Genomic DNA, 26,378 nt, shown 5'->3' with positions numbered 1-26,378 from the left:
TTCGAGTATATTTGAATGAAATTATGATTATTCGCTGAAGCAAAGGATTCTTTATTCCTTTTTGTTTCAGATTAATTGATAAAAGAAATGGGGACTTTCGTCCTAAAATTGGAACCTTAAAAAATATTTTACTATGTGTGGAATAGTTGGATATATTGGAAAAAGGGATGCCTATCCTATTCTAATAAATGGATTAAAAAGACTTGAGTATAGAGGTTACGATTCTGCAGGAATTGCTTTACGTACTGATGAGACTCGTGTTTTTAAATGTAAAGGTAAAGTGCAAGATTTAGAGAATCATGTATCGGGTCTTGATATTTCTGGACATATTGGTATAGGACATACGCGTTGGGCTACGCATGGTGAGCCCAATGATGTGAATGCCCATCCTCATTGTTCTATGAACAATAAGTTTACAATTATTCACAATGGTATTATTGAAAATTACTCTCCCTTAAGAGAAAAGCTTATTCGTAGAGGTTATAAATTTTCAAGTGAGACGGATACAGAAGTATTAGCAAATCTTATTGAATATATCTATCTGAAAGGAAATGTAACTGCTGAAATGGCTGTACGTTTAGCTCTTTCTAAGGTCGTTGGAGCATATGGCTTAGTTGTTATTTGTGAAGATGAGCCTAATCAATTAGTTGCTGCACGTAAAGGTAGTCCTCTCGTTATTGGAGTAGGAAAAGATGAATATTTTTTAGCTTCTGATGCGACTCCAATTATTGAATATACTCAGAGTGTTATTTACTTAAATGATGATGATGTTGCTATCATCAGTCGTGATGAATTGACTTTAAAAACGATTCACAATGATAAGTTAACGCCCCATATCCAAGAGTTGGATTTGGATATTGAACAAATTGAGAAGAATGGGTACGAGCATTTCATGTTAAAGGAAATCTTCGAACAAACTCAATCTATTAAAGATACATTCCGTGGTCGAGTTGTACCAGCATCTAAAGAAATTTTCTTAGGAGGTATTAACGACGTCATTCCTAAGTTAGTTGAAGCTAGACGAATTCTTATCATTGGATGTGGTACTTCATGGCATGCTGGAATGGTAGGTGAATACCTGTTCGAAGAATTTGCCAGAGTCCCTGTTGAAGTTGAATATGCTTCGGAATTCCGTTATAGGAATCCTGTGATTTACAAGGATGATATCGTTTTAGCAATTAGCCAGAGTGGTGAAACAGCTGATACACTTGCAGCAATTAATTTGGCAAAGCAAGCTGGGGCTACTGTGATTGGCATTTGTAATGTCGTTGGATCTAGTATTCCTAGAAACACTGATGCTGGAGTTTACACACATGCAGGACCAGAGATTGGGGTAGCATCTACTAAAGCATTTACCGCTCAGGTAACTGTTCTGACTATGATGGCCATGTTGGTAGGTTACAGAAAAGGAACGCTTTCGAAGGAAGAATATGAGAAGCATATTGATGAGCTATCTTGTTTACCAGAGAAGATTCAAAGCATTTTGGATAAGAGTGAGGCAATAAAAGAACTTTCAGCTAAATATGTAGACTCAACTAATGCTTTATATTTAGGACGAGGCTATCTTTTCCCAGTAGCATTGGAAGGTGCTCTTAAGTTGAAAGAGATTTCTTACATTCATGCTGAAGGATATCCAGCAGCTGAAATGAAACATGGACCTATTGCACTAATTGATGAGCAAATGCCTGTTTTTGTAGCAGCTACTAAGGATAAGTCTTACGAGAAAATTGTAAGTAATATTCAAGAAGTAAAAGCTCGAAAAGGACATGTAATTGCAATTGTTACCGAAGGTGATACAATAATTAAAGGAATGGCCGATCATGTGATTGAAATTCCTGAAACCCTTGAGGCTTTAGCTCCACTATTAACTGTTATTCCATTCCAGTTGATTTCATATTATATTGCTGTTCTTAGAGGATGTAATGTTGATCAACCAAGAAATTTGGCAAAATCAGTTACTGTAGAATAATATAATTAGATACAGATATATTTAAAGCGATGCTAAGAAGCATCGCTTTTTTACTGGTAGACTTTCAATAGACTCTTCAAAATAGCCAAACATTTTCTTTATCTTGGGTTTCTATCTCTAAGTATAAGTGTTAATATGGACAAAAAGATTAAAATTGTAATTAGCGATTTGGATGGTACGCTTTTACCTGCTCAGGGAGAAGTGAGTGATCGTGATATTAAAAGCCTATATAAACTTAAAGAAGAGGAGATTGTTAGAGTAATAGCCACAGGACGAAATCTTTATTCAGCCTTATCAGTTTTGCCTGATGATTTTCCCATTGATTATTTAATATTTGCTTCAGGAGCGGGGATTTTTGACTGGCAGAAAAGAGAGCTTATCTTTTCCCAGCATCTTGATTCAGATATCGTATTTGAGCTTTCTTCCGAGTTGATTAAACTGGAGACTGATTTCATGATTTTAGACCCCATTCCCAATAATCATCAATTTGCCTATTATAGATCCGGGAAATCAAATCCTGATTTTGATAGACGATTAAGTTTATACAAGCCATTTGCAAGCCCTATTGGTCATGCAGAGGATACCAGGCGCGAAGCCTGCCAATTATTGGTTATCCTTTCCAGTTGTGTTAATGGATTTAATGAATTAAAGGCAAAATTCGAGAACGTGAAAATCATTAGAGCCACTTCTCCCTTAGATCACGAATCGATTTGGATGGAGATATTTCCTCTGCACATCTCAAAAGCTTACGGCGCAGAATGGCTTTGTCAGTATCTAAATGTGGATACTGATCTGTCCATAGTTATAGGGAACGATTATAACGACCTTGATCTATTGGAGTGGGGGAAGTATCCTTTTGTTGTATCAAATGCTCCAAAAGAATTAAAAGATACCTACGAGAATACTAAAAGTGTTGACGATAGTGGTTTCTCTGTAGCAATTAAGAAGATTCTTAATTGAGTGAAGCAAGAAAATAAAGCGTAAAAAAAGAGCTACCGAAGGGCAGCTCTTTTTATTAGATATTAATTTTTCTAGAAGTTGTATGTAATACCAACACTTGGGATAAACGCTGTGTTTTGATATTCTCCACCAAAACCTTGCGATCTTGTATTTGTATCATAAGCTTCTATCTTTTCACCTTTTGAGTAGATGAAAGCCGCATCAATACTAAATTTCTCGTTTAGTAAATATGAGAAACCACCGGTGATTCCAATCTTATCAGCACCAGGTGTCTCAGGAGCGTAAAACTTATCATTAGTAGGAGTCTCGTCATAATAGAAACCGGCACGTAAATCTAATTTTTCATTAGCTGAATATTGAGCACCAATTCTATAAGTCATAGAATTATCCCAATCTCTTTTATTTAAAGAATTAAGAGCGGCAGCGTCTTTTGAAACGAACTCAAGATTTTTATAAACTGACCATTCAACGAAATTAACATCAGCTGAAACCAACCATTTTTCATCAATTTGATAAGCAAAACCAACATTTAAGCTAGCAGGTAATGGTAATGTTGCAGTAAATGTACCATCTGTTACACCACCTGCTTTATAACCAGCAACTAATGCTGGAGGAACTGTAGATGGGAATGAAAAAGTTCCTTCACCTTCACTATCATCCAATTCAATATCAACTTTTGAACGATATGAGATACCTATATTTAGTTTCTCAGTAGGTTGTAAAAAAACACCTAGGTTGTAGCCATACTTAATTGTATTTCCTGATAATTCAGCACCTCCATCTGCAATAATTGGATTTGTTGCTGATGGTGGAAGAGTAGGGTTTGGTAAAATAGGAAATGCTTTATTTAATTTGAAGTCACCATAAACGATGTTTAAGCCAGCTCCTACAGACATCCAGTCGTTTACTTGATATGAAACAGTTGGCTGAATGTAAATTGATTTCATTGTAATTTCCTGAATCAAATATTTACCAGCCCAAGTGTCTCCCCATATATTAGAGCTACCAAATGGTGTGTAAACAGCTAAACCAACAGCAAGTTTATCAGTTAATTTTGCTGATCCATATAAATAGAATGGTGTTGCGATTGGGTTATCAGTCTCCGTATTTAATGCAGAGCTTGAAAGGTTGGTATATTCTGTGTTTGACCATACCAAACTACCACCCATAGATAGAGAGTACTTTGCATCTAGAGTTGCAAGTGCACCAGGGTTAAATTGCATACTACTGGCATCCCAATTGATGGCCACACCAACGTGTCCCATACCAGTTTGTTTTGCGCCTTGAACATTTACGGCATAGCCTTCTGCTTTTACGCTATAAGTGAAAGCAATAAGAGCTATCGCTAAATAGATTTTTCTTAACATAGATTGAAGTTTTAAAATTCGCGGCCAATATAGACTTAATCTAATTTTCGAAAGAATATTTAGTAGTTATAATAGCTGTTCACTTTATGGAAGCCCTGATTTTATGACACTTACAGTGGATCATAATTTTAAAGAAATATATTTGTATTAAATCAGATGTTTATATCTTATTAAATTATTTATATTTTTACCTAAATAAGAGGAATTTATTCAACTTTATGAACGTAAAGCTTAATATGAGAAACAAGGGGGATTTTATTAATCAAAGTCATCGTGAAGGCTACAAGAGTACTTCTTCATTCTTGATTAACCGTTCTTTCGAATGGCAGGATAAGCAGATTAATATTATGCTTGAATCTTGTATGCATCGACTTGGAGAGTTAAACGCTTATTGTAGATTTTTTAAGGATATTGATATTCACCTTCCTATGTTTACCGCCATAGAAGTTACGGCTTCGAATATGATGGAGGGGATTCGTTCGAATATGACTCAGGCTTTTTTACCTTCTGCTTCCAAAGGTTACCGGAGTTTAATTGCCCATAAGCAGGTTACAAATTATATCAACTCAATAGATTGGGCTGTTAAGGAACTTGAAAAATTTCCATTAACGCTTCATATGATAAAGGAAACACATCGTATGCTTTATGCCGATCTACCAAAAGAAGAAGAAACGGCGGGTAAGCTTCGTATGAAATTTAATGCTAAGGACAATAAACATCAAGAATCATCTGGCTCGAAATATACACCTCCAAGTAAATATGATTTAAAGATTCTGATTAATGATGCGAAGTGGTTTTGGCGCAACGAGAGTTTAGAGCTTCCTTATCTTATAAAAATGGCAATTTCCCTGTGTCAGTTTGAGACAATTCTGCCTTTTCTTGATGGTAACGGCCGTACGGCTCGTACATTGATATTATTAGAATTATTAAGCTTGAAATTTATCGAAAAACCTATTTTTTGTCTTTCAGCGTTTTTTGAAAAGAATCGATTGGAATATTATCATCGATTAAACCTAATTCGATCGAAGAATGATGTAGAGCAATGGATTCGATTTTTTATTACAGGCATGAATGAAACGGCTACATTTTGTATTGAGAAACTTGAGGAATTGCAAGATCTTAAGAACAACTATCAGGATAGAATTGAGACGAAGTTAGGTAAGAAAAGACATCCTTCTGCAAAGCAGCTTTTACATATATTCTATTCAAAACCCTATCTTTCTGTCAATGAAATAAAGGAAGAAATGCAATTGAGTTTCCAGTCTGCTAATCAATTGGTAAAAGAATTTGAAGAAGTTGGTTTTATAAAAGAGATGGCAGGAGCCAGACGAAATAGAGTTTTCTATTTGTGGGAGTATCTGGCCATTTTTGAAATGTAAATCTACACATTATGGAAGAAGGTTTTTTGTTTAAGGATGTTTTTAATCCGAATCTTGTCGCTCGTATGGGGCAAAGAATTAATGCTGTTTCATCAGAATTTGATGAAGATTCTTTTTATAAGGACATTGTTCCCAAATTACCCCCCTTAAGCTTATCGGAACGGTCAAACTTAATTTTTGAAACCCTTTTTACATATTTACCTGATGAGTACAATAAAGCTATAAATATACTTCTCTCTTCTTTCGATCCGCTTTCAAAAACTTGTGAGATGACTGGGTTTGAGGGTTTTTATTTTATGCCGATTGCTAAATATGTTTCAACTTATGGTCTTGAAGAGAAGGATTTTGAACTCTCAATGAAGGCTTTGATCGAAATTACGAAGCGCTTTACATCAGAAGATGCGATTCGACCTTTTATTCGCAAATATCCTAAGCAGACTTTCGAATACCTTTATAAATGGACAGCAGATGAAAATGTAAATGTTAGAAGATTGGTTTCAGAAGAAACACGTCCACGCTTACCCTGGTCGTCAGTACTTAGAGAGTTTATAGATGATCCAAAGCCAGTTTTGAACCTTTTAGATGAGTTAAAACAAGATACCGAGCTTTATGTCAGACGTTCTGTTGCCAATAATCTGAACGATATTGCAAAAGATCATCCTCAATTGGTTTTGAAAGCACTGAAAAGATGGAAAACTATTAATGATAAGGGGACGCAGTGGATCATTTCTCATGCTTCGCGAACACTTTTAAAGCAAGGTTTGCCTGAAGCTCTCGATTTATTAGGATATCCATCAGATGTTAAAATATCGGTTGATAATCTGATTTTGAACAAAGAGGAATGCAAAATGGGGGAAGAAATTGAGTTTTCTTTTAATCTTGTTTCCAAAGCTTCTAAAGAACAGAACTTGATGATTGATTTTGTTGTGCATTATATGAAAGCTAATGGAAAAACGGCACCCAAGGTTTTTAAATTATCAAAGAAGAAATTGCCTGCAGAAGGGAAATTAAGTTTAAAGAAGAAACTCTCTTTTAAAGCCATCACGACTCGTAAATATTATCAAGGCTTACATGAAATAGAAATTCAGGTTAATGGAAAAAGATATTCCAAGCTGGAATTTAAATTGAAAAAATGACGTTTTAGGACTAAAATTCTAAAAAAGAGAACTTTATGCAATCGTTTCAGGATGATACATAATGCAGTTTTATTTAATTCTTTTACAGAGAGTTAAGTTTATATATTAATCATTCTTTGTTGCAGAAAAGATAATAATGTAACTTTGTTTTGCAGAAAAAAAACTAAATATAATTATATCATGCAAACTATTGATTCATACAATTTTTCAGATAAGAAGGCTATTATCCGTGTAGACTTTAATGTGCCTTTGAACGAGCAATTCGAAATTACTGATGATACTCGTATTCGTGCAGCATTGCCTACTATCAAGAAAGTATTAGAGGGTAATGGTTCATGTATTTTGATGTCTCACCTTGGTCGTCCAAAAGGAAAAGATGAGAAATTTTCGTTAAAGCACATTGTTGCTCACTTGTCTAAATCGATTGGTGTTGAAGTAAAGTTTGCTGATGATTGTATTGGTGAAAGTGCAAAAACATTAGCTGCAGAATTGAAGCCCGGTGAAGTTCTTTTACTTGAAAATCTTCGTTATTACGATGAGGAGAAAAAAGGTGACGAAGCGTTTGCAAAGAAATTGGCTGATTTAGCTGATCTTTGGATCAACGATGCTTTCGGTACAGCTCACCGTGCACACGCTTCTACTGCAGTGATTGCTAAATTTTTCCCAGAAGCTAAAATGTTTGGATATGTAATGGAAGGTGAATTATCAAGTGTTGATAAGGTATTGAAAGATACCAAACGTCCATTAACTGCGATTATGGGTGGTGCTAAAGTTTCTTCTAAAATTGAAATCATCCAAACTTTAATGTCACAGGTTGATCACTTGATTATTGGTGGTGGTATGACTTACACTTTCGTGAAAGCTATGGGTGGAACAATTGGAAACTCATTGGTTGAAGACGATAAATTGGAAACTGCAAGAGAGATTCTTCAGAAAGCTAAAGAAAATAATGTGAAACTTCACCTTGCTTCTGATGCTTTAATTGCTGATGATTTCTCTAATGATGCCAACACTCAAATTTGCGATGTTAACGCAATTCCTGAAGGATGGATGGGATTAGATGTTGCTGATGCAACTATCGAGAGCTTCAAAAAAGTAATCGAAGAATCTAAAACAATTCTGTGGAATGGTCCTGTAGGTGTATTCGAAATGGATACTTTCGCTAAAGGAACTAAAGCTATTGCTGATGCCATTGTAACAGCTACTGAAAAAGGTGCTTTCTCATTAATTGGAGGAGGTGATTCAGTTGCAGCAATCAACAAATATGGTTTAGCTGATAAAGTAAGCTACGTTTCAACTGGTGGTGGAGCTCTTCTAGAGTACATCGAAGGTAAAGAACTACCAGGTGTGAAAGCTATTAAAGAATAATATAGATTTTGAATTATGATTTGAGATTGTTTTCAGATCGATTCTTAAGACATAACCATGAATTCACAAATTTTATAATTTGTAAATTCATGGTTTTTTTATGATCCAACACTTGATTCATTATCATTAAAGAATCAAGTATCTTTGCAGTGATAATTTTTTCCTAAGTGTGCATTGTATTAATTAAGTACTCTTGGAAGGTTAATTTTCCAAAATTATAATGAGATTTGTTATGATAGATTTGAAGCATAAAATATTCAACATACAGTCCGAAGAAGAATTCAGACAAATAGCTCTTGCAGTTTTCCAATTTCAAGTGGTCAACAATCCTGTTTATGCTCGGTATATTGAACTATTGAATATTGATGTGAACTCTGTGGATTGTTTAGAAAAAATACCTTTTTTGCCTATCGAATTTTTCAAATCACATAAGGTAACATCCTCTACGGATGAGGCTAAAGCTATTTTTACCAGCAGTGGGACAACAGGTAACTTAACCTCTCGTCATTATGTGCCAGATCTAGAAATTTATGAGGATAGCTTTACAAAAGGATTTGAGGCTTTTTACGGCCCTGTCAATGATTATTGTATTCTAGCTCTACTTCCATCTTATCTTGAGCGTGAAGGCTCTTCATTGATTTATATGATGGAGAAGTTGATTAAGGATAGCGGCCATCCGAAATCAGGATTCTATTTGAATAACCATGAGGAACTAATTGCAAATTTGGACGAATTGAAATCTCAAAATCAAAAGGTTTTGTTGTTGGGGGTTAGTTTTGCACTACTTGAGCTTGCCGAAAATCATCAGCTCGACTTGGGCGATGTTATTGTGATGGAAACGGGTGGCATGAAAGGTCGACGTAAGGAAATCACCCGCGAAGAATTACACGCTATTTTCACCTCACGTTTGGGCGTAAAAAAAATCCATTCAGAATATGGCATGACTGAGCTTTTGTCGCAAGGCTATAGTAAAGGAGATAGTCTTTTTAAAACACCTGCCTGGATGAAAATCCTGATTCGCGATGCCTATGATCCATTTTCCTATGAAAAAACGGGACGAAGTGGTGGTGTCAACGTTATCGACTTGGCCAATTTGTATTCCTGTTCTTTTATCGAAACACAAGATTTAGGAAAGATTTACGCTGATGGTAAATTTGAAATCCTTGGTCGATTTGACAACTCTGATATAAGAGGGTGTAATTTATTGGTGAGTGAATAGTAAAAATATAGATACAAATAAAGGAGCTTACAAACTACAGTAAGCTCCTTTTGTTTAACAACTATACTAGAATTAATGAAATTCAGTTTAGAGATCTAATATCCCAGAGCTCCAAATGAGTTCAATGGATTATCTACTGAAACAAAATCAAAGATAGAAGCACCAAACATAAATGGTTTTTGATAAACTAAATAGCCCGATTCCTTAGACATTTCTGCTATATAATTTTGTAATCCTGGGCTGTTTTGTAGATTGGACAAAACAGCTTCGCGCTCAACCTCAATTTCATTAATCTCTGTATCTGGATTATCAACTAAATCAGAATTAACTACAATTTGTGTTTCACCAAATATAAATTGAACAACACCAGAACCTTTTTTGATCATCTCGTAATTGATAACAGCTTGGTTACCATTTTTAAATGTGATATTTAAACCAGGACCAACAATTGTACCATCATCATAGTTATTTAACAGAAACATTCGATTAAATGATGTGACTTCAGATTTGATTGCTGTCATATACCCCGAGAATGCTTCTCGACTAAAATAAATTCGAGCATATTCATTTTTCTCAAATTTTTCAATGATACCAGGAGTATAGAATACAGGAACTGGTACATTCACTATCTTTAATTCGATGTTAGAATCTTTGTAGATGAAATCGCCTGCCGTTTTAATATTGTATTCTTTATCACCACTATTAGGAGCAACTTCTACTTTTTCAATTTCTCCAGTGTAAGATAAAGAACTAACTTCTTTTCCGTTAAGGATAAGAGGTTCATTAAAAATCAAACCTTCTGTCGTGAAAATAACAGCTCTTTCTTCTTTAAATAATTGTTCATCTGCATTATAACTAATACTGGCATTATTATTAGAAGCATCGAATTCGAAGCCATATTTATTCTTTGAATCTCCTTCAATTTGAAATGCCATAAAACCGTTTGATTTTAAAGCTAATAGTTGATCTTTTATGGCTTGAAAATTCCAGAATGGCAATTCAGTTCTGTTTGTTTTCTTGAAGATAAGTTTTCCTTTATTTACTTTACCCTCCATTATAATTTCATCCTCAGTTGAACTTATAAAAACAAATTCTATTTCACCACCCATACCTTCAGGATTGTATCTGTCGGGAGTCGCTAACCATGTTAGGTTTTTATTATAAGTTGAAAACTTTATTTGAGTGGAAGCTTCTTGATGAATTATGTATTCAGATGTTTCACGGATTTTTGTGTGATCGCCAAGAATACTTACTTGACCATCAGCATTAAACTTCATGATCATCGTAGAGCCTTGCATAGAGCTTTCACTTACCGCAAAATAATTCGTTTCCCACCCAAATTCCGAAGAGGTTAGAAGATCTTTGTATTTCTTATTTGCTTCGGCAATTCTTTCTTCTGGCGATTTCTCAAACACACTTTCGAAATCATCATCATTGCAGGATATAAATGATATAACTGCGATTAATAAAAATAATATCTTTCTCATAGTTATTTGTTCTTAACGATTAAGGCTTCAGTTGCTGAGTCAATTCGCTTTTGTAAGCTAAAAAGATCTACCCCCCAAACTGTTTTAAAATAATTGGTCACTATCTGAAGTTTACGGTTGATTTTGTCAAGACCTTCAGGTGAGCCTGCTACTTGTGTATACTTTAAGTCAGCAGTCGCGTTGTAGGTTATTCCCAGCATATACAGTCGATACTCCCATGCAGTCATCGTTATTGTTGTAACCTTAATATATTCCTTTTTAGTCCAAGCGCTTAAAGCTTTTATAATTAGACCATTTGCATCTTTTTCAGGAACGGTATATTCTATTGGCGTATTGCTATTATCAACGGTTGTTAAAATGGCAGCAACTAACTCTACAAAATCTTCATTCTCGTTTAGCATCGAGTATGATGTGATATACCCTTTCAGATTAGCATCCGACACATTTACATCTTTCCAGTTTCCTGTATAATCACCTTTAGTTATACTCTTAAAATCTAAGGAATAGAATGTTGTTTGATGCAATACGTGAGCAAATTCATGGTGCATAGTATGAAATGCTCTAATAACTGAAGATCTGTCAGTGATATCAAACTTATCAATATCAAATACAGTTACTTTTCTTCCTCCTTCAGCTAAACCAAGTGTTATTGTCCCATCTTTATTGTATTGAGGGGTGCCTACTAATACTATAATTTTAGGTATAAAAGTCTCTAGGAAAGGGTTGCCTGCAGTTTCTTCTTTATAAGGTTTGATCCAGATTTCCAACATGGCTTCTAAAAATTCTTGAGCCTGCTTTTTTTGTGGAGGTGTTACCCAGAAATCATTAGCGACTTCATTATCATCCCAACGCCATTTAACTTCAATGTTATAAGGGGTTGTATAATTATCTATGATCCATTTATCAAGATCATCTTGATTGCTTTCTTCTACTGAAAGTACTGAAATATCAGAAAGATCAGCTTCTTCATCACAGGATGAAAAGCCAAGAACTATAAGACTGATAGCCAGTAAATAATATATTTTTCTCATAATGTATTTTTTTTAACTATCGTGGGTTTGCCGCAATACCGTATGACTGAGCTGATTCTGGAATCTGAAGTTGCTTTCTAGGATCTTTATCTGTTAACAAGATTGGTGAACTCTTATCAATTTTGTGTTCAACAGCTAAATTAAATCTTCTAATGTCGAACCATCTATGCCCTTCGTAGTAGAACTCCTTTCGTTTAAGATCAATAATACAGTTCAGTATATCACGTGATTCTATAGTTGAATTATAGAATGGATTAAGTTTAAATTCGACTTTAGATTCCTTATATGCATTTTCAATATTAACAGCAGTTGCTTCATGTGTAGTAGAATTATAGCTCTTAATTCTTTTACTAAGAATGTAATTAATGTCAGCTATAGCATCTGATTTTTGATTGAGCATTGCGTAGGCTTCAGCACGATTAAAAAGTACCTCTTCAGATGAAAATAAAGGAGTCATTGTATAATACCAACCCGTATTTGCATTTAAACTTTCACGCTTAAAGAAATATCCCCATTTTAGCATTAATTTATGTTCAGAACCATATGCTGCAGCTGATAATGCCCAAGTACCACCCACAAATACATTGTTAAATAATGAATTCTGGATATTGTATGTCATCGAATATCTAGCTTTTGCAAAATAATAGTTAAACCATCTAGAAACAGTGCTGGCAAGAAGTAGATTAGATGGCTCCTCAGCTTTATTATATTGAGCTTCCTGTTCATTAAGACCTAGCTTAGTATAAGCACCATTTAAATCTCTAAATTTAGTAGTAGGATCTGAACCTAAAACAAGGTTGCTGTATTTAATTACATTAGGCCATTCTCCTTTCATTAAATAAAAACGAGATGCAAAAGCATTTGCAGCATCGAAATTTAGGTGATATTTAGGAACCTCGTAAGCATTATCCTTAATGTATGGTAAACCTTCAAGTAGATCTTTTTCAATTTGAGCATATACTCCAGCAACAGTTCCTCTATCATAATTAACTAGAACAGTTTTTTCAGGAGTAGTTACATATGGAATTCCTATATCACTTCCTGCAGTTTTTGGATCATATGTTTTAGACCATAGGTTAACGAGCATGAAATGAGCATAAGCTCTTGCAACCAATGCTTCCCCATAGTAGGGAGCATAAAAGGATTCGAATATTTTCTTACCATCTTCTTCTCCTGTAACTTTAGATTTAAGAAAGTCTAAAGCTTCGTTAGAATGGGAAATGGCTTTATAACAAGCATCCCAATATCCAGTTGGACTATCTTGAGCTACATCAGTGAATTTATCCCATGAATATGCATCGGCATTAGACTGAAGTATTGTTCCTGAACCTTTGTCTTCAGCATTGTCACTCATCGAAAAGCAGAACATACCATAAGAGTTGTCAGGATAAGCATTAACCAGTAACTCACTTACTTTTTCTGGAGAATCTAAACTGGTTCTATCGTCTGGAGTTGTGTCCAGATAATTATCACATGCCATAAGGTTTATGGCAGCGATCATTAGATATAAATATTTAAATTTCATAAGAGTCGATTTTAAAATCCTAGTTTTAAGGTTACTGTATACTGCTTAGCAACTGGCATTGCAACACCACCAGCTCCAAAGAATTCAGGATCTTGTCCGTTTAATTTTGAATCAGAATACAGCAGAAATAAATTTGTTCCTTGTGCTTTTACTTGAGCAGAGTTTAAACCAATTTTTTGAAGAGCAGATTTAGGTAAATTATAGCTTAATGATATCTCTTTCATTCGAACGAAATCACCTTTAGCAACTCTTTGATCTGAATAGTTGTATGCATTATAAGTTGATTCTAAATCTGAACCATATTTATCGTACATTCTTTTTGATACTAGCGTTGGAATAGTAGTTAATTTTTCATCTCCTTTCATAATCCATCTGTTATTCATGTCACGTGTGATTGCATCCATATCACTATAATTGGCATGAAAGGAAGGGTATAAGCGGATTTTATTACCCATTTGATAGGTCATGAAAATGTTTAGGTTCCAGTTTTTGTACTTGATTTGATTTGATAGACCACCTGTTACTTTTGGATCTATAGAACCTTCATATTTTAGATATTCTGTGTCTTTGTCCTGAAAATAGACATCTTGAGTTGTCTCTCCATTTGCATCTTTAAATGTTGGAATTCCATCTTCATTTAGTCCTGCAAAAGGAATTGAATATAGACCTCTTACCGGTCCTCCAAGAATTGCCCCACCTTCAGATTTAACTAACGAAAAGATATTTGGTTTTGATTCAAGCTTGGTGATTTCATTCTCGTTATATGCAAATGTTAGATTAGTTGTCCAAGAAAAATCATTTGTCTTGATATTTTTAGTATTTAAAGTAAATTCAATACCTTTTGACTCCATGTCAGCATAATTTGCATATTTCCATGCTTCACCACCAATTCCTGAAGTTCTAATCGCAGCAATTAAATCAAAGCCATTTCTCTTGTACACATCAGTCTGTAAACTAATTCGGTTGTTAAATAATCCGATGTCGAAGCCAAGATTGGTTTCATATTGCTTTTCCCAAGTTAACTCAGAGTTCTCTAGTGCGCTAATTACCATTCCATTTTGTCTTTCCGATTCATATGGAGTAGTTGTTAATTCATTTCTTAAAACGATTTGGGAGTTTGTTGAACGCCCCATGCTTGCGGTTAATCCATAAGTACCTCTTAATTGCAAATATGAAATAGCATCTACATTTGCTAAGAAAGATTCAGATTTTACATCCCATTTACCCGAAACATTCCAGGTTGGAAGATATCTTGCGCTTTTAGCTTCACCTAGTTTATTGGAGCCATCAATACGTGCAGTACCGTTAAAGGTGTATTTTCCTTTGTAAGAATAACCAACATTGGTAAAAGCTGCAATCGAACGATCACGTAAAGGTGTCATTCCAAAATATGAATAACCTGATTGTACAGTCGACTTGATAATATTAGGATCGGTATACACGACACCCCCTTTATCATACTGGTATCCGTAACCATTGAAGTATGTTTTTTGTCTATCAACATATTTTAATTCTTGCCCAGCCAACACATTTACGATATGGGTTTCATCAAAGGTTTTATTCCAATTAATAATATTTCTGAAATAGTAATTTTTTAATGAATTATCTTCTCTATTGTAGAAACCTCCATGAGGTAAAACAACAACAGGGTTAGCATTTGGGTTTTCCGGATCAGTATATAAATATCGATTTGCTTCTGCTACTGTTGCGTCATCATTTGCGCGATAAGCTCTCGCGACATTAGACTCACCCATTATCTTATGTTCGTTAGTAGATTTTACATAGCGAAGAGAACCAATGAATTTATAGTTCAAATTTTTATTGAACTTATAGCTTAAATCTGCTTGAATATTCAAATCCAGAACATTCAATTCATTCTTGTTGTTTTTGTACTCATTTATAACATTAAATGGAGCATGATTCATTCTAAAATACTCAAGATTACCATTTTCATCATAAGGCGTAATGGTTCTACTCGTATTCATTGCATAGGAGAATGGATTAATATCAAATTCCCTTTTGTAGTTACCATTAACTACATCATTTGTACGATCAAAGGAACCAGGCGTTTCCTGTTCTCTAATTGATCCCTTGGTTTGAATTCCGACTGATAGTTTATCACTCAATTCGAAATCACCTCTCATGTTGATTGTATATCGATCAACTTGATCCGCAATGGTCCAACCGTCATCGTGTAACCAACTTGTGGAGACATAAAATTTAGATTTGTCTGACCCACCAGAAATAGATACTGAATGGTTTTGCTGTAAGGAATTTCGAAATAAGATATCAAACCAATCGGTATTGGCATATTCATATCTTCTTAAGAAATTGGTTCTTGCTTCAGGGGTATTATCTAAAGCAAATTTACCTTGTTCAGCATCATAGGTATTGATTGCATTATACATTTTGAAATAAATACCACCATCTTGAGATCTCGCCATGCTGGCATGAGTCAACCATCCTTTTCTTTCCATATCAGTAAACATTGACATCTGCTCCTGCGAGTTCATTATGTCATACTGCCCATAATTAGGCTTCTGCTTTACTGTCATTTCAGATGTGATATTTACTGTGGTTTTTCCAGCGTTACCTTTTTTTGTTGTGATCACAATGACACCATTCATTGCTCTTGCTCCATAAAGAGCTGTTGCAGAAGCATCCTTTAAAATTGAAAAGGATGCAATATCATCTGCATTGATTCCTGCAACTGAAGAACTAATTAGTGTGGAAACATCGCCTGATGATAATTCATCAGGTGAAATATCAACAACATCTTCTAATACAACACCATCTACGACCCATAAAGGTTTAGTATCTCCATAAATCGATGAAGCTCCACGAACTCTAATTTTTGGAGCGGCTCCAAAGGTTCCTGAAACATTTTGAACTGATACTCCAGCGACTTTCCCTTCTAGCATTCGCCCAACATCAACAATCCCATCTACCTTTGCTTGTTTTGCATCAATCTTTGTAGCAGCTCCAGTAAATAAACGTCGATCAATTTTTTGATAACCATTACTTACAACAACTGTTACCTCATTAAGTTGTTCTGATGAAGAGCTTAATGTAATATTGAGTTGTGTTTGATTTGTAATTGAAATTTCTTGAGGATTCATACCAATAAAAGAGAATACAAGAACAGTTCCTTTTACAGGAACATCAATTGAATATTTTCCATCGATGTCAGTAGAAACCCCCGTACTGGTACCCTTTATTACTACGGAAACACCGGGTAAAGCCATATTTTGATCATCTTTAATAATTCCAGTGATCGTCTTCTTTTCTTGTGTCTGACCTGAATTAGGACTCATCTTCTGCTCTTTGTTAGTGGCAGGCTTGATGATAATAACCTTATCTTTAATCTTGTATTCTAAGTTTGTCCCTTTTAAACTTTCATCAAGAATATCTTTGATATCACCACTTTTATTAGTGATCGAAATATTTTTAAAAACTTCAACATCTTCTACACTATAAAGGAAAGTATAATCCGATTGTCTTTTAATGGTGTTAAAGACTTCAATTAGAGAAGTTTGATTTAATTCGATGTTCAAAAATGTAGGTTGTGGAGTTCCAAATGAACTCGCATGAATCACGCCTATCATTAAAAGCGTGAGTAACAGTCGTTTCCCTCTGAGAATATTCTCATAAAAATAGGAGGACTTTTCTCGTTTTTTTTCCATAATTTTATAGATGATTTGGTTAGTATTCATTTCTGCTTTAACAGAAATGTTTATTGACAAATACGGAGATTGTTGCAAGCTTTCTCCGTATTTTTTTAATGAATTTTTTCTACTAAAACACTTCTATTCTTTATCGTAAACGTCACCTTTTCAGTGAACTCTATCATTTCAAGGATACTTTTGAAATCTTCATATCTAGCTAAATCTCCTGAAAAGCGAATATCTTTGGATTCGCTGTTCTGAAAAAAGACTTGGACGTCATACCATCTTGATAAACGAGTCATAATGTCTTTAAGTTTTTCATTGTGAAACACAAAGCGTCCATCTTTCCATGCTGTATAGATATCTGTATTTACATTGTTTTTCTTGAAATTTCCATTGTATTTATTGATACAAAATTGATCATTGGGAGCAAGTATCTCTTTCTGATTTCTTCGTTTGTCGTTAACTTCAACTTTACCTTCAATAAGCGTGGTGATAACTTCATTCTCTTCAGAATAAGCATTAACGTTGAATGAAGTTCCCAGAACTTTTATTTGGATATCATTCATTTTCACAACAAATGGAAAATCTTTGTTTTTGCTTACTTCAAAATAGGCCTCACCTTCCAGTTCAACAAGGCGTTCTTTACCCGAAAATTTGGTAGGGTATCTTAATTTTGAATTGGAATTAAGCCAAATCTTTGTACCATCACTAAGAGTAAGATTATATTCACCTCCTTTGGGTATAATTAAGGAATTATATGTGATCTTTTCTTGCCTTGGGGTTTTATCGTTATTCGTATAAACCAAATGCCCCCCGTCATTGTTAATTTCTAAACCATCTTCTTTAAGCTTAACAAATTCATCAAGGATTATTGTTTCTCCCCTATCTCGCATTAAAAGAGCTTGGTTTTTACCAGGAGAAATTTGAGCAATTTTCTTTGTTGCTTTGTCTGGAATAGAATTAATTAAAAAGAAAGTACTAATACCAATTACAATAATGCTTGCAGCATATTTAAGAAATTCAGTTCTTATTCTTCGTGTTTTTTTCTCTTGTAAATTGGTGTTTATTTTATGCCAGATTTCTTCTTTTTTTACTGTTTCAAGTTGCTCTTCATTTTTAAAATAGTTTGTTTCTGGGTTTTTCGAGAGTTTATGATAGAGGTTTAAATTTTCTTTATTTTCGTATTTCCATTCATCTAAAACAAGCCCTTCTTCAAGAGATAATTTTCCTTTTAGTCTCTTTGTAATAAGGTTAGCAATTTTAAATGAGGAATTTAATTTATTCATCTTCTTGTTAGTATTAGTAGTTTGTATAGGCTTAAACAGGTAAAATTGAAAAAGGGGTGACAAAAATATCTTTTTATCACCCCTTTTTTTGAAAATTATAGCTCGTCTGTCTAGTTATAAGGAATTTAACTAGTTTTGTTTTTTTAGTTTTTCTTTTAAAAATCGATTAGCACGCAGCTTTTGAGTTTTGACTGTGTTGATTGATATTTTCAAATCTTCAGCGATTTCTTTGTTTTTAACACCATTCAAACTTAGAAGATATATGATTCGAGCTGATTCGGGAAGTTCTTGAACCGCTTCAGAAATTTGACGATTCACCTCTTCTTCAATAATATTTCTAAAGAAAATATTCTCATCATAAGAACTTTCATCATGTCTGTTTTCAAACTTCTTTTTGACGGATTGATGTTCAATATGATTGAAGCAGGCGTTTTTAACAGATTTATATAGAAAAGCTTTTAAAGCTAAGTCATGAAAGAAATAGGCTCTTTTTTCCCAAGCTTTAATGAAAATTTCTTGCAAAATATCTTCCATTACATCTTGGGTTGAGATGTATTTCATTCCAAAAAGATACAACGCATCAAAATAGCGTTCGTATATCTTTTTAAAGGCGAAATTATCTCCATTTCTAAATTGCTTTAGAATGGAATTACTTAGGGGTTTCATGATTAACTTAGTTAGTAGTGGTTATAATTGGGTTAACAATTATATACATTTTTTCTTATATTTTATTCATGAAATAATATGCTCTATAATCTTTTTGATGCAATTCATATTTAGTTGCCTTGTGTTATTGTAAACTAGGACGCGCCTTGAAATTAAAATCTGACCAATCAGGATCTTTGTTTAATTGGCAGTAAGCAAATTGTTTGGAATTTGTTGTTTAAATCTGACAGTTTAAATTATGTTGTATTGTTTTTTTGTAAAATAATTGAAATCGTTTCGTAATACAGAAAACAAAAAAAAGTCCGGAGTTTATACTCCGAACCTTTACTCAGTTTTAATTCTGATATCCGTATGTCAGAATCAAATTATAATCCCAATTTCGTTTTTAACTCTGCAGGAATTGCATCCTTGTGCACCATGATGGCAACAGTTTTAAGACGTACATATGACTCACTCATGTTTAGATAGCCACCCATCTTGTTTGAGTTCTTAGCCCATGAGTTTTTAGTCTTGTAATAACGAGTTCCATTCTGATCTTTTACGATACCAGTTAAATGCATCAAGTGATCATCAGTCGTCTGATAGTTATTGAAAGTTGATTGTCTTAAAGCTTGATCAACTTTTTGCTCAGTTCCAGGTTTATTGAATTTATATAAAGAAGCCTTTTTTTCTTTAGCAGACATGGCATCCCACTTTTCAATTTCTGAGTTAGTCATTTCCTTAACATTAGCCTCAGGAAGAATAGCAACTCCATTACGATGTGAGAAGCCTTTTTCGCTTACATCACCATCCCAGCATACTGAATACCCATTGGTTAATGCATTATCCATCACCGACATTAATTCATCAATTGGAAGGTTGTAATACAAATCATCAGACCAGTTATCTGGAATTTCAAGATTCATTTTCTTATAAAAAGGATGATGTGAGTATGAAGTTAACTCGATATACTCATTGGGATTGAAACCCGTATTTTTCATGTACTCTACTGGAGAAATAGCCTGCCCATTTGATTCAAATTTTTCCGGAGCAGCACCCATATAGGTGTCTAAAACACCATTAACAGATTTTTCCCACACAGGAGTAATTGTCTTGTTAGGATTTGTTACAATCTGATCTAACATCGCTTTGGTAGATTTTACCATTTCCTGATGAATATGGTAATCACTTTGATACTGATTTCCCGAATAAGCTGTTTCTGGAAGAAAACCAAATTCCTTCACCACATTTAAGACATCATGAGCCTGACCTCCTTCGCTGTAGTTGCCTTTTCCATGAAGTCGGAAATAACGTAGAGCTTTTTGAGAATAGGCATGACGTACAGTGAACATCTCTGATAAATCGATATTTCCAGCACCTAAACGAATCAATTCCGTTTCGATAAATGAAGTTGTTGCAAAAGCCCAACAAGTTCCAGTACTTTCCTGATTACGAACTTCTGTTGTAGGAACATCAACAACGCTAGTAAACTTGAAGCCTTCTGGTTCAATTGTTTTTTTCTTCTTTGCGAATGCTTGTCCTTGACCACATAATGTCAAAGAAAGTGCAATAACGCTTAATTGTTTAAAATTCATGATTGTTGTTTTATGGTTGAGTATTTAATTCCGGATGGAAAGATATTAAGATTACTGAACTATTTACATGCTTAATAGCTCATTTTGTAGCTTTTTAGTTAAGCTAGAAACGATTAAATCATATGAGTGATCGATCCACTCTTTGAGCTTATTATTCGAAATTGAACCATCAATGGCAATCATATTCCAGTGCTTTTTATTTAAGTGCCAGCCTGGTAATACTTGAGGGAATTGTTCGCGTAATTCCACTGCTAGTTCTGGATCACATTTTACACTCATACTTAGATCTTTATTGATATTTGTAAGCAGAAATATCTTGTTCATTACTTTAAAAACAAGGACCTCTTGGTCAAATGGAAAACCTTCGGTGACTCCTTTTTTTGAAAGGCAGTAGTCTCTTAATTCTTCAATATTCATGGTATTCAATTCGAAATTTACAATGAGCAATTATTAATTAGTCTATGGGAGCGATAAAGGCATCTTCTATGTGTTCAATATCGTATTTTTCATTTCGCTTAATCACTGAAATCACATCGAAACGGACTTCCATTTCAACATCTTTCAGGTCGACATAGGCTTGAGTAGCACGACACAGAAATTTGATTTTTGGTAGTGTAATGGCATCAGATGGATGTTCAAAGTAATCCGTTGAACGCGATTTGACCTCAACAATAACGAGAAACTCACCATCTGTAGCAACAATATCCAATTCCTTTTTCTGATAAATCCAGTTGCGATCCAGAATTTTATAGCCTTTGCTCATCATGTGCTTAGTCGCCAAATCTTCTCCTAATTTACCTAAATCGTTGTGTTCTGCCATAGTCTTGAGTATTTGATACACGCATCTCTTTGCATTGGATTTAGTTTTTCCAACTCAGCTTCACATCCTTTTCACTCACCTCGAACTTCACTTTTTTGCCCAGAGGTAAGGGCCAATTTTCATCGATGTGTCCTGCAGGGAAATCAAAAATGACAGGAAAGTTATACTCCTGAACACTCTCTTTAATAATCTCATAGGCTGTTTTCCCGAAAGGCGTTTCTCCATCTTTCATATCGCTCATACCACCAATAATAAGACCTTCGAGGTGAGCTAATTTTCCACTTAGCTTTAGACTTAGCATTAAGCGATCTAAATGATATAAATCCTCATTCAAATCTTCGATAAAAAGAATTCTGTTGTGTGTATTAAGTTCGTAGTCTGTTGCGTTAAGGCTACAAATAATTGATAAATTTCCACCAACGAGTTCGGCTTCACTAGAACCTGATCTATTGAGATTGTGATGAGGTATTTGATAGTTTGTTATTTTTCCTTCCAAGTAATCAGTGAGTTTTTGTAAGGAACTGGAATCAGTTAAATTCTCGGTAAAATTGATGGGCATAGTTGCATGCAAGCTTCCAAAGTGAAGATGATTCAATCGAGCATGGAAAATGGTAATATCACTAAAGCCAATCAATAGTTTAGGATGCTTTTCGAAGCCATCAAAACGAAGCTTATCAATGATACGAATACTGCCATATCCACCACGAGCGCAAAGAATCGCTTTCACCTCTTCATGGTCGAGCATGAATTGAAAATCTTTAGCTCTATCTTTATCAGTACCAGCAAATATATGATGTTCATCGAAAATATGCTTACCAAGTATAACTTCGTAACTTAGTGATTCGAGTACTTTTTGAGCCGTGAGAATTTTTTGCTTCGCGATTTTTCCAGCTGGCGCAACAATGCCTATTTTATCCCCTTTTTTTAGGGCAGAAGGTTGAAACATATATGTCTTTTTTTATATAATCAAATCATTATAATCCAGTTTATTTGAATTCAAGACATCTGATTATTGATCTTGTTAATTAAGAAATTACAAATTAGCAATAAAATCCCTAATTGAGATGAAATGAATCCCGAATCATTTCAAAGCTAAATGCTTGAAATTGTTAATTCTATTTTATCTTTGCGCTTCCGAGACTGATTCATTAATCAAAAACTCGTAAACAATTTCATTATTAATACTTAAGGTCTTTGCAAAGTTCCTTGGGACAAATTGATCTCCCTAGTTGAATGAAGATCTTTTAAAACCTCTTTTTTCAGATGACAAAATTTAACAGAACACTTGTTACTACTGCTCTTCCGTATGCGAATGGGCCAGTGCATATTGGTCATTTAGCGGGCGTTTATGTTCCTGCTGATATTTATGTGCGTTATATGCGTATGAAAGGTGAGGATGTGTTGTTAATTGGTGGTTCGGACGAACACGGTGTACCCATTACCATTAAAGCAAAAAAAGAAGGTATTTCTCCACAGGATGTGGTTGATAAATACCATAACATTATAAAGGATTCTTTCGAGAAATTCGGAATTTCATTCGATGTGTATTCCAGAACTAGTTCGAAAATCCATCATGAAACGGCAACTGAGTTTTTCAAAACCCTTCATGATAAGGGTGAATTTGTTGAGAAAACTTCGGAGCAATTTTACGATGCTGAAGCCAATCAGTTTTTGGCTGACCGATACATTACAGGGACTTGTCCTCATTGTAAAAACGAGAAAGCTTATGGAGACCAATGCGAAAGCTGTGGGACATCATTAAATGCAACTGACTTGATTGATGCTCGTTCAGCGATTACGGGAAATAAGCCAGAGTTGAAGGAAACCAAGCATTGGTATTTGCCTCTTGATAAGTATGAACCACATTTGAAACAGTGGATTCTAGAGGAGCATAAAGAATGGAAGCCAAATGTTTACGGACAATGCAAGTCGTGGTTAGACAATGGTTTGCACCCAAGAGCAGTAACCCGTGATTTAAATTGGGGTGTGCCTGTTCCTGTTGAGGGAGCTGATGGTAAAGTCCTTTACGTTTGGTTCGATGCACCTATCGGATATATTTCAGCAACTAAGGAGCATACACCTGATTGGGAAAAGTATTGGAAAGCTGAAGATTCAAGAATGATTCACTTTATTGGTAAGGATAATATTGTATTCCACTGTATTATTTTTCCAGCTATGCTTAAAGCTGAAGGATCTTACATTTTACCTGATAACGTACCATCTAATGAATTCTTAAATCTGGAAGGTGATAAGATCTCGACTTCTCGTAACTGGGCAGTATGGTTGCACGAATATCTTGAAGAATTCCCTGAGAAGCAGGATGTGTTGCGTTACGTTTTAACTGCAAATGCACCTGAAACTAAGGATAACGACTTTACCTGGAAGGATTTCCAAGCTCGTAACAATAATGAGTTAGTTGCAATCTTTGGAAACTTTGTGAACCGTGCACTTGTTTTGACTCACAAATATTTTGGAGGTTTAGTTCCAGAAGCTGGCGAGTTGACTGATTTCGATAAAGAAACATTGGCTCAGATACCTGTGATTAAGGCTGATATCGAAAAGAATTTAGAGACCTTCCACTTTCGTGAGGCCCTAAAGGTCGCAATGACATTAGCGCGTTTGGGTAACAAATATTTAGCTGATACCGAACCTTGGAAGGTGATTAAAACCGATGAGGAACGTGTAAAAACCATTCTGAATATCTCTTTACAAATTTCAGCTACCTTGAGTACATTAATGGAGCCTTTCTTGCCATTTACGGCTGAAAAACTTCGTGGTTTCCTTAATATGGATCGTATAGAGTGGGCAGATGTAACTGCTGATGCTCTTCCTGCTGGTCATCAAATTAATAAGCCTGAACTATTGTTCGAGAAGATCGAGGACGAGACGATTCAGGCACAAGTTGATAAATTGGAAGCAACTAAGCTTGCCAATGAATTGGAAAATAGAGTGGCTGTTCCTGTTAAGGAGAATATCAACTTCGACGATTTCATGAAAATGGATGTTCGTGTTGGAACCATTACTGAAGCAGAGAAAGTAGCTAAGACTAAGAAATTGTTAAAACTGACTGTGGATACAGGTATCGATATCAGAACCATTGTTTCGGGTATTGCAGAGCATTATAAGCCTGAAGAGATTATTGGTAAACAAGTGAGTGTTTTGATGAATCTTGAGCCACGTAAATTAAAAGGAATTGAATCGCAAGGTATGATTCTGATGGCTGAAGATGCTGATGGTAAATTGGCATTCGTTTCTCCAGAGCAAGCTGTTGCAGCTGGTTCGGAAGTCCGATAAGCAGATACGTTTTGAAGATATAGCCCCAATCGTTTCATGCGATTGGGGCTTTTTTTATGCCTTTTAAAAGGTTGTTGGTTTCCCTTCAGTTTGTTAAGAAGATTCTAAAGGCTTTATGATGTTCCTTGCATACACCAGGGACAGTCGCAAGGCCTTTAGAAAGCTTCCTGCAGCTTGCAGGGATGGTCACAAGGTTTTTAGAAAGCTTACTGCAGCTTACGAGAAGGTTTAGAAAGGGTTTATAACCTTTCTTGCAAAGTGCAGGAGTCTTTACAAGACACTTAGGACGTTTGCTGCGACATTGTTCATAACTCTGTGTCAGTGCTAGGGTATGTTTAATATTCTGTGTCACGGGTGTTTTACTTGTTTATAACTTCTTTTTCGGACTCGGATTTTGAAGCTTGCTATCCATAAAAAAAGCACCTCCCGAAACCGAAGGTGCTTTTCTATATGTACTGTGATCCTTCAGACGTTCAGACCATTGGACTGTTCGACTTTTTGACCTTCATAATTATCTTGTCATCTCAACTTTAGCCGTTGGATTCTGATTCTTGTTTCTGTCTTCAACAGATGCCATTAGTTTGCTTGCCAAATCGGCGAAAGCCATACCTGTAACTGAATCTTCGTTCAATGCTGCAGGAGCACCATTGTCACCACCTTCGCGAATGCTTTGAACAATTGGAATTTGTCCTAATAGGTTCAATCCTTTTTCTTCAGCCAGTTTTTTACAACCATCCTTACCGAAAATATAGTACTTGTTGTTTGGTAATTCAGCTGGAGTAAACCAAGCCATATTTTCAACTAGCCCTAAAATAGGCACATTAACACCAGCGCCTTCGAACATGTTGATCCCTTTTACAGCATCGGCCAATGCTACATCTTGAGGAGTACTTACTACAATAGCACCTGTTACAGGAACAGTTTGTACCAAAGTCAGGTGAATATCCGATGTTCCAGGAGGAAGATCGATTAAGACGAAATCAAGTTCGCCCCAGTTACCTTCTTCAATCATCTGCTTAAGCGCATTCGAAGCCATAGGGCCTCTCCACACGGTTGCCTGAGCCGGATCAACAAAGAAACCAATAGATAGCATCTTAACGCCATAGCGCTCGTGTGGCTCAATTCTATCCTTACCATCAATATGGGTTAGTTTTGGACTTGCATCCTCCGAACCAAACATTTTAGGAACTGAAGGTCCGTAGATATCAGCATCAATAAGACCAACTTTTTTACCAGCCTTAGCCAAAGCAACTGCTAGATTTGAAGCAATAGTTGATTTACCAACACCCCCCTTACCCGAAGCAATTGCAATAATATTGGTTACATTAGGCAATACCGAAGGTGCTTCAACAATATGAACAGCCTTCACCTTAATGTTTCCTTTGATTTCAGCATCCTTATCGACGAATCGTAAGATATTAGTCACACAAGCCTTCTTTAAAGGAATGATATTCGGATCGTCTGACTTTTGGAAAACTAAATCGAATGCAATTTTTTTGCCTTCAATCTTCATATTACGAACCATGTCGAGGCTAATAATATCCTGATCGCTACCTGGAAACTTTACGAGTTTTAAAGCATCGGTAACTTGCTTGTTAGTATATGTCATGTTAATGAATGTATGTGTAA

Annotated in this window: 19 protein-coding genes; 7 read left to right on the top strand and 12 right to left on the bottom strand. The window is 35.1% G+C overall.

Annotated elements, in window-relative coordinates; genetic code table 11:
• Window positions 1–133 precede the first annotated feature (133 nt).
• Window positions 134–1,969 (top strand): glutamine--fructose-6-phosphate transaminase (isomerizing), encoded by a 1,836-nt coding sequence (gene glmS, locus DWB61_RS11830; RefSeq protein WP_125031119.1) that lies wholly within the window; start codon window positions 134–136, stop codon window positions 1,967–1,969.
• A 135-nt stretch (window positions 1,970–2,104) separates the two neighbouring features.
• Window positions 2,105–2,929, top strand: coding sequence for an HAD family hydrolase (locus tag DWB61_RS11825; RefSeq protein WP_125031118.1), 825 nt, complete (start codon window positions 2,105–2,107; stop codon window positions 2,927–2,929).
• Between the two features lie 71 nt (window positions 2,930–3,000).
• On the opposite strand, the gene DWB61_RS11820 is transcribed toward DWB61_RS11825, so the two are convergent.
• On the bottom strand, window positions 3,001–4,296 hold the full coding sequence (locus DWB61_RS11820) for an OmpP1/FadL family transporter (RefSeq protein WP_125031117.1): 1,296 nt from the start codon (window positions 4,294–4,296) through the stop codon (window positions 3,001–3,003).
• 218 nt (window positions 4,297–4,514) lie between these two features.
• On the opposite strand from DWB61_RS11820, the gene DWB61_RS11815 reads away from it, so the two are divergent.
• From DWB61_RS11815 to DWB61_RS11800, 4 genes are all read left to right on the top strand, one after another.
• A complete protein-coding gene (locus DWB61_RS11815) occupies window positions 4,515–5,675 on the top strand; it encodes a Fic family protein (protein ID WP_125031116.1) in 1,161 nt (386 codons plus the stop codon).
• 11 nt (window positions 5,676–5,686) lie between these two features.
• Window positions 5,687–6,811, top strand: coding sequence for a DNA alkylation repair protein (locus DWB61_RS11810; RefSeq protein WP_125031115.1), 1,125 nt, complete (start codon window positions 5,687–5,689; stop codon window positions 6,809–6,811).
• Window positions 6,812–6,991: 180 nt separating this feature from the next.
• A complete protein-coding gene (locus tag DWB61_RS11805) occupies window positions 6,992–8,179 on the top strand; it encodes a phosphoglycerate kinase (protein ID WP_125031114.1) in 1,188 nt (395 codons plus the stop codon).
• A gap of 232 nt (window positions 8,180–8,411) precedes the next feature.
• Complete coding sequence (locus DWB61_RS11800) at window positions 8,412–9,398, top strand: LuxE/PaaK family acyltransferase (RefSeq protein WP_125031113.1); 987 nt, start codon at window positions 8,412–8,414, stop codon at window positions 9,396–9,398.
• A gap of 95 nt (window positions 9,399–9,493) precedes the next feature.
• On the opposite strand, the gene DWB61_RS11795 is transcribed toward DWB61_RS11800, so the two are convergent.
• The 10 genes from DWB61_RS11795 to DWB61_RS11750 form a co-directional block, all read right to left on the bottom strand.
• Window positions 9,494–10,885 carry a DUF4302 domain-containing protein gene (locus DWB61_RS11795; protein ID WP_125031112.1) on the bottom strand — a complete coding sequence of 464 codons (1,392 nt, stop codon included), beginning with the start codon at window positions 10,883–10,885 and terminating at the stop codon, window positions 9,494–9,496.
• 2 nt (window positions 10,886–10,887) lie between these two features.
• Window positions 10,888–11,916, bottom strand: coding sequence for a substrate import-associated zinc metallohydrolase lipoprotein (locus tag DWB61_RS11790; RefSeq protein WP_125031111.1), 1,029 nt, complete (start codon window positions 11,914–11,916; stop codon window positions 10,888–10,890).
• Window positions 11,917–11,932: 16 nt separating this feature from the next.
• Window positions 11,933–13,441 (bottom strand): RagB/SusD family nutrient uptake outer membrane protein, encoded by a 1,509-nt coding sequence (locus DWB61_RS11785; protein ID WP_125031110.1) that lies wholly within the window; start codon window positions 13,439–13,441, stop codon window positions 11,933–11,935.
• An 11-nt stretch (window positions 13,442–13,452) separates the two neighbouring features.
• The gene (locus DWB61_RS11780) at window positions 13,453–17,124 is read right to left on the bottom strand and encodes a SusC/RagA family TonB-linked outer membrane protein (protein WP_125031109.1); all 3,672 of its coding nucleotides are present in this window, start codon (window positions 17,122–17,124) and stop codon (window positions 13,453–13,455) included.
• A gap of 95 nt (window positions 17,125–17,219) precedes the next feature.
• Entirely contained in the window at window positions 17,220–18,395 is a 1,176-nt protein-coding gene (locus DWB61_RS11775; protein WP_125031108.1) for a FecR family protein, read from the bottom strand.
• 129 nt (window positions 18,396–18,524) lie between these two features.
• Window positions 18,525–19,061 (bottom strand): RNA polymerase sigma-70 factor, encoded by a 537-nt coding sequence (locus DWB61_RS11770; protein WP_125031107.1) that lies wholly within the window; start codon window positions 19,059–19,061, stop codon window positions 18,525–18,527.
• Window positions 19,062–19,426: 365 nt separating this feature from the next.
• Entirely contained in the window at window positions 19,427–20,635 is a 1,209-nt protein-coding gene (locus DWB61_RS11765) for a C1 family peptidase (RefSeq protein ID WP_125031106.1), read from the bottom strand.
• Window positions 20,636–20,698: 63 nt separating this feature from the next.
• Entirely contained in the window at window positions 20,699–21,052 is a 354-nt protein-coding gene (locus DWB61_RS11760) for an MmcQ/YjbR family DNA-binding protein (protein ID WP_125031105.1), read from the bottom strand.
• A gap of 37 nt (window positions 21,053–21,089) precedes the next feature.
• Window positions 21,090–21,455 carry a YraN family protein gene (locus DWB61_RS11755; protein ID WP_125031104.1) on the bottom strand — a complete coding sequence of 122 codons (366 nt, stop codon included), beginning with the start codon at window positions 21,453–21,455 and terminating at the stop codon, window positions 21,090–21,092.
• Between the two features lie 40 nt (window positions 21,456–21,495).
• Window positions 21,496–22,401, bottom strand: a complete 906-nt coding sequence (locus tag DWB61_RS11750) for a S66 peptidase family protein (RefSeq protein WP_125031103.1) — start codon at window positions 22,399–22,401, stop codon at window positions 21,496–21,498.
• 317 nt (window positions 22,402–22,718) lie between these two features.
• Between DWB61_RS11750 and metG the strand changes: the two genes are divergently transcribed.
• A complete protein-coding gene (gene metG / locus DWB61_RS11745; RefSeq protein WP_125031102.1) occupies window positions 22,719–24,749 on the top strand; it encodes a methionine--tRNA ligase in 2,031 nt (676 codons plus the stop codon).
• 511 nt (window positions 24,750–25,260) lie between these two features.
• Here metG and DWB61_RS11740 read toward each other — a convergent pair.
• Window positions 25,261–26,358: an Mrp/NBP35 family ATP-binding protein gene (locus tag DWB61_RS11740; protein ID WP_125031101.1), complete on the bottom strand. Its 1,098-nt coding sequence runs from the start codon at window positions 26,356–26,358 to the stop codon at window positions 25,261–25,263.
• Window positions 26,359–26,378 lie beyond the last annotated feature (20 nt).

The sequence above is a fragment of the Ancylomarina euxina genome, assembly GCF_003863355.1.
Taxonomy (GTDB): domain Bacteria; phylum Bacteroidota; class Bacteroidia; order Bacteroidales; family Marinifilaceae; genus Ancylomarina; species Ancylomarina euxinus.
The sequence above is the reverse complement of the archived record's forward strand: the minus strand, read 5'-3'. Positions and strand labels throughout refer to the sequence as shown.